Source organism: Clostridium sp. FP2 (genome assembly GCF_011065955.2).
Lineage (GTDB): Bacteria > Bacillota > Clostridia > Clostridiales > Clostridiaceae > Clostridium_AD > Clostridium_AD tagluense.
In genome coordinates this window covers 109,963-122,160 of the sequence record NZ_JAAMNI020000003.1, presented here as the reverse complement: position 1 = coordinate 122,160, position 12,198 = coordinate 109,963, and the positions used below count along the sequence as shown (strand labels likewise).

At 31.6% G+C, this 12,198-nt stretch carries 10 protein-coding genes and 1 pseudogene; 5 read left to right on the top strand and 6 right to left on the bottom strand.

Features of this window, described 5'->3' with window-relative positions:
• Positions 1 to 60: 60 nt before the first annotated feature.
• The 5 genes and pseudogenes from G9F71_RS26280 to G9F71_RS26260 form a co-directional block, all read right to left on the bottom strand.
• The gene (locus G9F71_RS26280) at positions 61 to 3,042 is read right to left on the bottom strand and encodes a Tn3 family transposase (RefSeq protein ID WP_224626940.1); all 2,982 of its coding nucleotides are present in this window, start codon (positions 3,040 to 3,042) and stop codon (positions 61 to 63) included.
• 43 nt (positions 3,043 to 3,085) lie between these two features.
• Positions 3,086 to 3,649, bottom strand: coding sequence for a recombinase family protein (locus tag G9F71_RS26275; RefSeq protein WP_164952541.1), 564 nt, complete (start codon positions 3,647 to 3,649; stop codon positions 3,086 to 3,088).
• A 280-nt stretch (positions 3,650 to 3,929) separates the two neighbouring features.
• Positions 3,930 to 4,763: an AraC family transcriptional regulator gene (locus G9F71_RS26270; RefSeq protein ID WP_164952320.1), complete on the bottom strand. Its 834-nt coding sequence runs from the start codon at positions 4,761 to 4,763 to the stop codon at positions 3,930 to 3,932.
• A gap of 230 nt (positions 4,764 to 4,993) precedes the next feature.
• Positions 4,994 to 6,622, bottom strand: a pseudogene (locus G9F71_RS26265) (Tn3 family transposase); the annotation flags it as partial.
• A gap of 33 nt (positions 6,623 to 6,655) precedes the next feature.
• On the bottom strand, positions 6,656 to 8,059 hold the full coding sequence (locus G9F71_RS26260; protein ID WP_202018021.1) for a DUF4158 domain-containing protein: 1,404 nt from the start codon (positions 8,057 to 8,059) through the stop codon (positions 6,656 to 6,658).
• A 214-nt stretch (positions 8,060 to 8,273) separates the two neighbouring features.
• Here G9F71_RS26260 and G9F71_RS26255 point away from each other — a divergent pair, with 214 nt between their 5' ends.
• Both G9F71_RS26255 and G9F71_RS26250 read left to right on the top strand, forming a co-directional pair.
• A complete protein-coding gene (locus tag G9F71_RS26255) occupies positions 8,274 to 8,858 on the top strand; it encodes a tyrosine-type recombinase/integrase (RefSeq protein ID WP_164952321.1) in 585 nt (194 codons plus the stop codon).
• A 138-nt stretch (positions 8,859 to 8,996) separates the two neighbouring features.
• Entirely contained in the window at positions 8,997 to 9,557 is a 561-nt protein-coding gene (locus tag G9F71_RS26250; protein ID WP_164952322.1) for a hypothetical protein, read from the top strand.
• 18 nt (positions 9,558 to 9,575) lie between these two features.
• On the opposite strand, the gene G9F71_RS26245 is transcribed toward G9F71_RS26250, so the two are convergent.
• The gene (locus G9F71_RS26245; protein ID WP_164952323.1) at positions 9,576 to 9,866 is read right to left on the bottom strand and encodes a hypothetical protein; all 291 of its coding nucleotides are present in this window, start codon (positions 9,864 to 9,866) and stop codon (positions 9,576 to 9,578) included.
• A gap of 562 nt (positions 9,867 to 10,428) precedes the next feature.
• Between G9F71_RS26245 and G9F71_RS26240 the strand changes: the two genes are divergently transcribed.
• From G9F71_RS26240 to G9F71_RS26230, 3 genes are all read left to right on the top strand, one after another.
• Positions 10,429 to 10,572 carry a hypothetical protein gene (locus tag G9F71_RS26240; RefSeq protein ID WP_164952324.1) on the top strand — a complete coding sequence of 48 codons (144 nt, stop codon included), beginning with the start codon at positions 10,429 to 10,431 and terminating at the stop codon, positions 10,570 to 10,572.
• 586 nt (positions 10,573 to 11,158) lie between these two features.
• Entirely contained in the window at positions 11,159 to 11,338 is a 180-nt protein-coding gene (locus G9F71_RS26235; RefSeq protein WP_164952325.1) for a hypothetical protein, read from the top strand.
• 103 nt (positions 11,339 to 11,441) lie between these two features.
• Entirely contained in the window at positions 11,442 to 11,864 is a 423-nt protein-coding gene (locus G9F71_RS26230; RefSeq protein ID WP_164952326.1) for a hypothetical protein, read from the top strand.
• Positions 11,865 to 12,198 lie beyond the last annotated feature (334 nt).

Here is a 12,198-nt window from a genome sequence, read left to right as displayed (position 1 = left end):
TCATGTAAAATAGGGCCACATTGAAAATATTGTAAAATGGCCCCTATAAATCTATAGTTATTAAGCCTCTTTTAGTAAATCAATATTAAAATTCAATTCGGGTGCAGCTCTTTCTTTATCTAAACTATACCTACCAAATCTATTAATATGTTGATTTATATATGGAGACAGAAGTGATAACATGGTACTATCTATTTTATGCCCTTCTTTTATAAGTTTTTCAATAGCCATAGATATATTATATACGTTGTAAAATATAACACAATTAGCAACTAAATGATTATATTTAATTACTTTTCTTTGTTCTGATCTGTCATTCTCACTGATAACACCCTCACCACCAAAAAACAACCACTTAATAAATCCATTAAATGCTTCACTTTTATTAGTTGACTCTTGTATTGTTCTTCTAATATTTATATCAGATATGTATTGTAATAAAAAGCATGTTCTTTCAACTCTTCCAAGTTCCTTAAAAGCTTGATACAGCTTATTCTTCTTGCTATAATTAGATAATCTTTTTAAAATTGTTGAAGGGGTTATTTTACCCGTTTTTATTGAAAGAGCTACTCTTAACATATCAGGCAAATATGTTTCTATAAGCTTCCAATCAATTTCATCTGAAAAAATGCTTTCTATATGCTCATAGGTGCAAGTCTTATCAGCTTTAAAAAAGGTTAGATCTTTCCAATTCCTTATTCTTGGCATTAATTTTATTCCAAGCAAGGATGAAAGTCCAAATATTGTTGTGTTTTGACCTTGTGTATCAGCGTGATATGTATCAGGCTGTATGTCGGACTCATTTTTAATATTTTCATCTAATATATAAACGCCTTCCCAAACTCCACAAGGAATAAAACTACTAAATAAAGCTATGTATAAATCGGATACATGGTAATACCCTATTCCGCCATACCCACCATAACGAATATGATATTCAGATATAAGGTTTTTTTCATATAAATCCCATTTGGTGCCATCTGCGGATGCTCTTTCACCAGTTCCCCAATATTTAGGCAATGAAAAACAATTGTAAGCATTTATTACTCTATTAATGGCTTTATCTAGTTTTTCTTCTGTTATATGCCTTTGATTTATCCAAGCTACTTGCTTTCTATTTAAGTCCTCTAATGATCTTGATGTTTGAGTTGGACCAAGATTACATCCATAGCAAAAACTTGTGATTATATAACGTTCTATAGGGTTTTCTAGCTTAGAATCAAATCCTGAAATAGGTCCAAAAGGCTTTGTCCAATTAAGCCATTGTTCAGTATCTGATAAAATATCAAGGATATTTACTGGTTGCAATTTTTCTGCTAATAAAGATTCAATTAACCTTAAATTTTCAGGTTGTTTCTTCTTTTTAAGCCTTGAAAGAATAGGTACATCTTTTTCAATTCTCAAGTATTCATTATCCGGAAAAGCCTTATCTGCATTAAGAGATATCTGTTCTAGTTTATTTTTAGCAAATTCAACAAAAGATCTTCCTTCAACAGGAATATTAACTTGTTCTCCAAATAAAGATATATTTGCATGATATTCTTCCCAAGATATTAACTGTTCTCTATAATCGGAGTATACATCACTATCTTTTATACATAAATCTCCTGATTTTAGCTCGCACATTATCTCATATAATACACAAGTTTCAAAATTTCTACGTTCTATCTTTTCAGGGTAATCCTTTCTATTTGTATATCCAGTTAGTAATTTCCACCACTGATCATTTACCCAGGATAAATCTAGCTGCTCCTCATGTAACTCTATATATTCAAGTTTATTTGAACACCTATATTTTTTTATAGTTTCTATTGCAACTTCTATGGATTTATTTTGAGTAGTTGAATATAATTCGATAGAATCTAAAAGCTTAAATAGTATAGACCTATTACCTTTTAAGCACTTCCAATAAAAATGATAATAGTTATTACCTGAATGAGCATTATGGTTATCACATTTTTCAATAATTTCTCCAATATTATTATCTTCTAAAATAGTTCCTATAGCGCAAATCCTTTCTTCACTTGTTCCTGGACTTTTATATGCTGTTAAGAAATTTTTTAGTGTTGATATTAAATCATCTGCGACTTTAGAATTAGCTAATTTATATTCATCGAGTTTTTCTTTTGCTTTGTTTTGACTACTCTTTACAAGTTTTATAAACATTTCACCAAGATCATCAAGCATACTTGATATATTTTGTTTTAGAAAACATACAGCTAATGTATATCTTTTATATGTTTCTAATTTTTTCATTTGTGCTGCATTTAAAGTCTTCCCTTCTTCTGCAAAGTGCTTAATTTTTATATTTGGAATGGATGAAAGTATAGTTTCATTTATTTTAAATGCCTTTAGCATGTGATAATGAAGAATTATTTCTTTTAAATTTTTATGGGATGGCTTTCCTGGTTCTTCTTTTAATAAACTCCATGGTGAATATGTATTATTGCTTTCGATATTAAAAAGGTTATTAATACTTTCTATAGTTTCAACAGATAAATTTTCATAAATATACTTATAATAAGAATTATATACACTATGTCTTGTGCTTTTCGCAATCCTTTCCAATGTACTGAATGCTGGTAGCTCATATCGTTGTCTAATAAGTTCTTCAATAACTATATTTATAATATCAGCATCATTATCTTTTGTTTTTGCTGCTTCCGTTGCCACGTCTATTACAATTATGCGGGTTTCTTCTCCATAGGCTGTTATTTTTAAATAATCTCTAATGATAATTAAGTGTCGTTTTTTAGAGCTTGATTTATCATAATTTTTTAAAATACTGTTATTGAAAATTGCATTACAATGATTAGTAATATGCTCTATGATGCTTTTAGGAACATCTGTAATACTAATAAAATATCCTAACCTTTGAAAACATTTAAGTGTTACTAAAAAACATATTTTTGATAAATCGCCCTTTGTATTTTCTTGTGCTAACCGTAGTTCTTCATCTGATGGCGTGTAAATTCTATATAATTCTTCTTCTGTTATATAGCTTCTTATTTTAGGGTATGCTGTTTCTGTAATATTAGTCAAAATTAAACCTCCTCGTACAACCTAAAATTAAAATTAATATGTATTAAGTATTAGATCTGCTTGCAATAAATCTATATAATGATGTTTTACTGATACCAGTTAAAGCTGTTATTTCAGAAAGACTATAATCTTTTGAATTATACATTTTTATAGCTAAATCTATTTTCGCAGTTGTATAAATCTTAGGACGGCCACCTTTTTTTCCTCTAGCTCTAGCAGCGACAAGGCCTTCTTTAGTTCTTTGTGATATAAGGTCTCTTTCAAATTGACTTATTCCTGCAAATATAGTAAACATAAATTTCCCTTGTGGCGTAGTTGTATCAACCCAATTCTCCTTAATAGATTTTATGTTGGCACCTTTCTTTTCAATAGTATCTATTAATCTGAATAGGTCCTTTGTACTTCTACTTAATCTCGCTAATTCAGTTATAACAATAATATCTCCTTCACGTAATTGCTCAATCATTTTTTCAAGCTGCATTCTATTAATTTTAGTACCTGAAATCTTTTCTTTGAAAATTTTTGCACATCCAAACTCCTTTAATTGATCCAGTTGCCTATTTAAACTCTGATCTTCTGTGCTAACTCTTGCATAACCTAATAGCATATTTTGTAACCTCCTTTAATTTTATAGCTATAAAATAGTACCATAAAGGTTTTATGATGTATATATTGTTACTTTGATTATAGTCCTATGTTATGGTACTGCTTAACTGCGCATTAATTGGTTTTACTATTAAAATAAATACCCCCTCCCATAAACGGTCGTTTGTGGTGCTCTTACAAAAAAATAAAACAAGAGCATTTCTACCCTTGTTGATGAACAATATTTGAAAGATGTGACTTTATCACAACAAACAGGCTATGCCCTAATTGTCAAGAGAGTATTATTGAATAATTGGCATCCATATTACAGTTCCGTTTTTTGTACAGCATTCAATTTCTGCCTCGCCAGTTAATTTATAGCCTGTACTTGGAAGCCACTCATTAAAAATACGCATAGTAAAGTTACCAATATTATCTTCATTTTCGGAAGGTACTTCAAAGACAGCATATGTTCCAGCTGGTATAGTCATAACATCATAGTTATCTGTGTTTTGAACATGATTATACGCTACTGCTAACATGTACCAAAAGCAATCTGGTTCTTCACTATAGGTAGTTATTGCGAACACTACATCATCGAGTGCAAAAGAATTAAGTTTATCTTTCAACCCCGTTAACTTAAAATCATCCCAAAATTTAGGAATGTCTCTCCAGTGCTCATTATTCTTAGTAATCATCTTTCTACTCATACCTATAACTTGCACTTCATCCTTGTGTATAATTTTATACTCCATTTTATCTACTCCTTGAATTACAAATTTGAAAGAGATAAGAGGATATGTCTTTAGTAATACACCTTCATTGCGCGCCGATATAGGTGTAGTTCCGTGCTGCTCTTTAAATGCACGAGAAAATGCTGCTGGAGAATCATACCCATACTTTATCGCTACATCAGTTATTTTTTCTTTATTTATCTGAATATCATGCGCTGCAAGGGTCAAACGTCTTTTGCGAATATATTCAGATAAAGTTACTTTAGCCATAAATGAAAAAATACGTTGAAATTCATATGTGGAACAACATACAAATTTTGCAGCTGTGGAATAACTTATATCACCATCAAGATTATCCTCAATGTAATTAACTGATTGGTTCATACCTAAAAGCCAATCCATATTATCTCCCCCTTGCTTATAATTATAGAACTTTAAAATAAAGGTTGCTTTGCAGTTCCAGTAGTAAATTGCATATGTCACTATTATTTAGAGTAAATTTTTTAAATTATCTATTAAAGTTGTTTTTATAAGACGGGTAGTTTTGCCTATCCCGCCAAAAAGGTATATTAGTAGATTTTATAGTAGGGCGTTTTGCCTACCCCACCTCCCGAAAAGGTGGAATAAGCAAATCACTCATTTGCTACTGTCTTAGATTTAGCTAATTCAAGAATAATTGCATCCATGTCAATGGACTTCGATTTTGTGTTAAATTCATAGCGACCATAGAGGTTTATATGCTGCCATGCAACTGGAGAAATGTGTTTCAACACATCTGAATCTTTACCGCTTATGTCTCTGTAAGCTAACATATTAGATAAAATACTGGCATTATAATAAATAATGCAATTGGCTAGTAGCCGGCCGCATTCACCCCAAATGTTTTGATCTTGTTCCGTTTTAAATCGCAATTTCCCGAAGTTAGCATAGGATATGGCTCTGCGTAATTTATGATAACTCTCACCCCTGTTTAGTGCTCTCTGCACATTTTGGCGTAATGTTAGCGAATCAATATAATCAAGTAAATACAAACTTTTCAGGATATTATCATACTCCCATAGAGCTCGTTTAGTTTTATTTTTACGTTCATAAGAGCTAAGTTTTCCTATTATAATACTCTGCGTTGTCGTTTTGAGAGCAAGTGACAATATTATACGCTGAATATTATCCCACTCATCCACAATAAGATCAGTGTTTATCTTTCTTACAGGCTTGATTATTACATCACCATAGTGGCTTGGATGATTGAAGCCATACAAAGCGTTACCGAGTTTATCATAGATATCTTTATAACGTGGTGCAAACTGATAGCCAAAAAAGTTGAGAATAGAAAAATTAACTTCATTTGCGCCATGTGTATCTGTGGAATGAATATCTGGCTTAATATCGGTTATGTTGTTATACAAAACATCAAAAACATAATGACTTTCATGTTCGTTAGCACCGATAATCTTGGCGTTAACGGGAATATGGTTAGCTACCAATGTGTAAGATACAACCCCTTTTTTAAGCCCAAAATATTTAGGTGAATGGCGAGAATTAATGGTATTAATACTAGTTTCAAATTTCTGCCCATCACTACTGGAATGTATGACTTCATCAATATCGTAATGTCTAAAGATTGGCAGCTTAGTTATAGCATTACTTATACGGCTATTCGCTTCATTTAGAGTTTCTAATCGAATAAAATTATCTGATGTAGAAGAAAGCAGCGAGTAATCGATGTCCGAAATCTCACCCATTCTACCCAATCCCATGTTTGTACCCCAAGCAATCAGACAAGCCACAAGAACTTGATTTTCCTTGTTCTGCTTGGCATAACGTCCTAAAATGTGCTCAAATGCATCAATGAAATGACACTGCTTATCAACATAATGCAAAATACTCCCGATGTCTATTTGCTTCAATGCATCAAAAAATGAGTGATTAATAGATTCGGGGTCACTAACATATTGGAGAGTCCAACGGCTATGGCCTCCACGTTTTTTTATTTGGAAATGCTCATTATTTCCTAATGCAATACGTTGATTGACCTCTGTAATTCTAGTTTCAAGTCTATGTTCAAGTTCTACCAAATGATTATGTATAGGTTGGTTAAGGACGGTCAAGCCAGTATCAGTTATTAATTTTTCTTTCTGTTGCCACTGAATGTCATTTATAAGATCATCCTCAAAACTCTTGAAATTGATACTGTCACGACAAAAAATATCACCAGACTCCAAACCATTTCGCAAGAGGCGATAAACTAAAAATTCATAGTGATCTACTAAGAGAGTTTTTTGTCCATTGGCGTCTTATTTATACATGTAGCGCTTTATACTATCAGGTATAAATTGATTTGGTAAATCGTCAGATGGATATTTCCCAAGGGATTTATTCTTAATAAAAGCTACCTTCAAAAAATTCACAGCATCAATTAACGGATCATGAGTTGAGGGGGCTACAAAATCCACCATTAAAAGTATAGGTCTCAAATGCCTTTTAAATTGAGGGGACAACTTCCCAATGTGATCCCATTGGAAAGCGGTTTCATCTAATTTAGCATTTGTGGAAATATGATCGGCTATATCTATAATTTTTTGGCGTTCTAAAATAGTAAATGCCGTAGCCTGAATATCCTTGAAAGGCGTGTCAATTGCAATACTATCATCAGTAAATATTTTAAGCACTTGACCCGCCTTTTTTATATTTTTACTAGTTTCTGTGTAACACTCATATATTTGCTCTTTGGCTTTGGATTTAGATTCATCTATATAGTGCCTTACGTTATAAATAAGTGTGTTGATAAGAATATCATGCATACTTTGATAGCGATGGAGGACAAAACATAATAAATAAACAAACCCTATCCATTCATTAAGTTGCTTGATCTTATAGACCGAATAATAATCTACTAATGAGGCATAGTATTTTATGCTTTCATTTGAAACACCTAATATTGGCATCAACTTCTGGGTAAGCAGATATAAATGCTTTATTTGTTTACCACGGATAATTTCACGCTTTATTTCACCCAAACTAAAATCTTTTGGCTCGTGTTTAATCTGCGTTATTTCATACAGTCCTGAAGAATCATTTAAAAGTTGCTTTAAGGCTTCTATATCAACAGTTTCCAAGTTGTTTTGAATAATTATAATCAATCGGTTTTGTTCGTAGGTTATTGCCTTTCCTACAATATCTTGCATAAATCTGTAGCCAGGGGTAACAATGTGTTTCTCTGATAAATAATGTATGATTTCACGTAAGATGTAGATTGGTTTGCCACAAACGGTTGCAGCTATGCGAGCCTTTACCTCTAATCGTTGTCGTTCTTTTTTATCACAACTAAGATAGTTGGTTAGTTCAAGAATCAATTTCTGATGTTTTAGCTTGGTTAACTTTTTAATGGAATTTAAGTCAGTAATAATGCTATTGGCGAAATGTTTTTTCAATACATACTGCAAGTCTTCCTCAACTTCAAAAAGGTCAAATGTGAAAAAACGGTGCTTAGCTTTAAAATAGCCAAGTTGTAGAACAAAGTAAGCCTGTGATTTAATAGAGCGTAATACTTGTAGCATCTCTTTTTCCGGAGTGGAGAGAAAAAAATAATTACATCGATCTTCATGGGTAAAAAGCGGTCTGCCATAAATGGTCTCTAATTCATCATCACCGAGAATTCCAAGACGTTTTTGATCAGCATCACTCTGTCGAATCGCCATAGATTTCCCCTTTCTGCGGCAGGCGTAAGCAGCAACCTAACGCTAGTCCTTCTTATTTTTGAAAGTTACACAATCAGATTGTGTAACTTTCACTTTCCTTATTTTTCAACGGTTTGCAGGTTTTCATATATAATTATTAAATTGAATGTTACATAATTATATATTATACTAATACTATGTAACTTTAGCAAATGATAAAATTGGAGGAAATTTAATGAATAGTGTTGAGCCAATTAGAGATATAAAAACAATTAAAAATATACGTTCTATTTTAAAAGGTCAATCAGTAAGAAATGAATTACTTTTCATATTTGGAATTAATGTAGGACTTCGAATTAGTGACATATTGAAATTGAAGATAGAAGATTTAGTAAAATCAAACTCTAAAACTGTAAGAGATTATGTGATTATTACAGAAAAGAAAACAGGTAAAACAAAGAAGTTTTATATCGGTGATATAGTGAAAAAGGTTATTGAAAATTATATTAAAGATTTATCTAACTTAGATATGGATAATTATGTGTTTCAAAGTAGAAAGGGTGAAAATATGCCTATAACAAGGCAACGAGCATATAGGATTCTTAATAATGCAGCTGAAATTGTAGGTCTTGTAGAAAAAAACGAAATAGGCACTCACACTCTTCGTAAAACTTTTGGATACCATGCATATCAAAATGGATCTTCATTAGAATTACTTATGGATATATTTAATCATTCTTCAAAAACACAGACTTTAAGATACATTGGAATTACTGAAGAACAAAAGAAAGAAGTTTATTTACAGTCTAATTTAGGCTAGTGGAATGGCTTTTAATGGTCGATATAAATATCGGTTGTAAAAAAGTGTGGTAAATAATGATAATATTATATATAGGACTTACGACGCAGTCGTATAATTTTGCGAATCAACGATTATTTATGTTTAGGAGTGATAGTATTGAATATATTTGGATATAATCGCATTATTATTGTTGGTAATAATGGTAGCGGAAAAAGTTATTTATCTAAAGAATTGTCTGTTATCACGGGTTTGCCGCTCGTTCATCTTGATGCAGAATTTTGGCTTCCAAATTGGGAAATGCCGTCAAAGGAAGAATGGTTGAAGAAAAATGTTGGATTTATTTCACGAGAAAAATGGATTATTGACGGAATGTGTAGTCATGGTGGTACAATGGATTTACGATTTGAGGCAGCGGACTTAATTATTTTTCTTGATATAAACCGATTTATATGTCTTGCGGGTGTATTTAAAAGGCAAGGTAAAGAACGCTCTGATACTGCAATAGAACATTATTATGACGAGAAATTTGACAAGAGATTTATTGGATTTTGTAAAGAAATACTTAATTTTAATAAAACAAGAAAAATCAGAATAATAGATTTACATAAAAAACATCTTGAAAAGACTTTTTGGATTATTGACAGCAGAAGGAAAATGAATAAATTGTTAAATCAATGGAGAGATGAAAAAAACAAACATATCACTCCTGCATTATAAGCATAATTAGAAGTTAAGTTAGTTCATCAACTTTAAAGGGCAGCAATGCCTTTTTTCTATATAATCTACTAATATACCTTTTTGGCGGGATAGGCAAAAACACCCAGTTTCCTTATCTATACCCGCAGAGGCCGAGCCATTCAGTCTATTGAATGATTCTTTTAAAGTATTCTTGTTCATTAAATAAGCCAATGAACAGAATTTTGCTTCTTTATTTCTGCGAGCTACTTGTGCTATGCTTACAAGTTTTGTTCTCACTGTTATTCCAGTTCTAAGTCCGGGCAGTGTTTCTCTTTTAAGCAGTTCCATATGCTACTCTCCTTCCTTCCTCCGGAATTACCCGTTATCTTCAGTACTATGAAAGTATCCGACTTCCTACTGGCATTTGCGTTCCTTACTTCTTCAGTTTGTACTGCATACTTTTCATTTGAAAAGACCAAGTAGGATCTCCCCGAGTTTCCCTATATTCTCAATGTTTAGCTAGGTAGGGCCTCTGACTACGGATGTGTTTATTTGCACTCGCTTTAACGCACAAATAAATGTTGCTTTCCACGTACGTGAACGCTTCTGCCACATCATCGACCAACTTTTCGAAGCTCAATACCATTCACTGCTGGGTTACCACCCAGTCAATTCTACCTCGCTAACTTTCTGTCTACGCTTAAAATGTTACGTTACCGCAACATCTCTAAGACTCGATACAAAGCGATTTGCTAAATCTTACCTTGGCAGGATTCCCACCTGCTAGAATATACGCCCTGTCGGGACGCACCACGTATGTCGGCTATACCCCAACAGTATAAAGTATACTCTTTCTTGACAATAATTGAGATAAGCTAATTATCCAAAAATTGTAAGGAGGAGTATTTTTATGTCGGAAATTTCTAAGAATATTTTAAGAGATTATATCAATGAGCAAAAGTTTGCAAACCCAAATGGGGTAGAGCTAGCATTTCCGACAAAACCCCCTTTAAGACATAAAATGGATATAAAACGTGACTTTTGCCTACGTTAAACAAACAGTGTTTAAAAATAAGTGCCATAAAGGGTTATGTTAGAGCTGTTTTGATACTTTGGTTTTGATAATAGTTTTGGAACTGAAAATCACGTATAAAGTGACTAGTTCTAAGGCTTATATTTAAGTACCTAAAACGTAGGTTTATGGTACTATATTCCTTAACGTGGGTTTTGTCGGTTCCGTTGGCTCCACCCCATAGCCATCAAGCTAAGAAAATTCTATAAAAGTAAAGCCCCCCATTTGTGTCGTGAGGAATATTCTTATGTTCTTAAAGGGTTAGCACAACATTTCCACAAAAACCCATACTAAGACATAAAATGTATAAATTTTTTATAAATCCCACTCTAAAAAGCAGTAATGCATGGAACATAATGGTATAATTGACTTAAAATATTCTATTATAAAACTAATTGGAGGGATATATATAGGTGAAAAAAGACCTTTAGGCATAACATTCATTGGAAATTTTTATATTTTTGCTGTAATTATATTAATAACAACATTATTCACAAATACTACAGAATAACATGGAATTGCAGTTAGATTTGGATTGCGAAATGTCCCAGAAAGGAAGGTATAATCTATGAAGAAAAAATTTTTAATACCTAATTTATTGATAAAAATATTAATTACAGGTATTTCGGTATTTGCTATATCCAAATTTTCATCTCAATATAATCTTAATATTTACATATTTATGGCAATTTTACTTATTGCTACAGAAATTATATTTCAAACTCTTGATCGTAAAAAAAACGCCTAAAAATATATTCAATTAGCATCAGGATTATTTAAACTAGTATTTGCACTTGCTTGTCACATGCTTCTATAAATAAGTTTAACTAATACAATTGGAGGTGGTCTATATGAATAATTCATTCTATAATAGGCAAGATCAATTAATAGGTGTATCTATAAAATTAATGGATAATATACTAAAAGGCGGAGCACTTGCATTAAATGACGTTATAGACAACGAGTTTATAACGTTGCCTGATCCTATATATTTATTTTATAAAAATTGTTTATATATGGTAATTGAAGGTAAAAGTCCAAAACAATTAAATCTATTAATGGAATTTGAAAAAATATCATGGATAGGTGACAAAACAAGTAAGGATGATTTGAAAATAATTGCTATAATACAATCACTAATTCCGGCTATACAAGAGCTTGATATATCAAATTTTATTGATATTATTTATTGCTTACTACCCAAAAGAAAATTTGATGAAATTTCAGGAAATACAAATTTTATAAAAGAATATATAGAGCTATCGTTCGGCTAAATGAATTACGATACATTTTTCATATTTTACGTCATACCAGCAGCTACAATATGTTACTAACTATTCAATTCCTAAAACAAAATTTCGAGTGAATTTTAATATATCGAAGTTTTGCTATTGCAGCACCTAGGTTTATAGTTTTAAGTATACATTATATTCTTAAATTTAAAAATTCTTAAATTCTTAAATTCTTAAGAACTTATATTCTTTATTAAATCATCATTTGCCATGCTGCAATATTATTGGAAATTACCACAGGTCTAATATTAATACCTATGCTAATCCACGACATGCAATGAAAAGGTGGTTATCATTAATCTTAAGAAAAAGAAAA

Coding starts and splice junctions, on each gene's coding strand:
- G9F71_RS26275 (WP_164952541.1), bottom strand. CDS start 3,649: ATGCTATTAGGTTATGCAAGAGTTAGCACAGAAGATCAGAGTTTAAAT.
- G9F71_RS26270 (WP_164952320.1), bottom strand. CDS start 4,763: ATGGATTGGCTTTTAGGTATGAACCAATCAGTTAATTACATTGAGGAT.
- G9F71_RS26260 (WP_202018021.1), bottom strand. CDS start 8,059: ATGGCGATTCGACAGAGTGATGCTGATCAAAAACGTCTTGGAATTCTC.
- G9F71_RS26255 (WP_164952321.1), top strand. CDS start 8,274: ATGAATAGTGTTGAGCCAATTAGAGATATAAAAACAATTAAAAATATA.
- G9F71_RS26245 (WP_164952323.1), bottom strand. CDS start 9,866: ATGGAACTGCTTAAAAGAGAAACACTGCCCGGACTTAGAACTGGAATA.
- G9F71_RS26240 (WP_164952324.1), top strand. CDS start 10,429: ATGTCGGAAATTTCTAAGAATATTTTAAGAGATTATATCAATGAGCAA.
- G9F71_RS26235 (WP_164952325.1), top strand. CDS start 11,159: ATGAAGAAAAAATTTTTAATACCTAATTTATTGATAAAAATATTAATT.
- G9F71_RS26230 (WP_164952326.1), top strand. CDS start 11,442: ATGAATAATTCATTCTATAATAGGCAAGATCAATTAATAGGTGTATCT.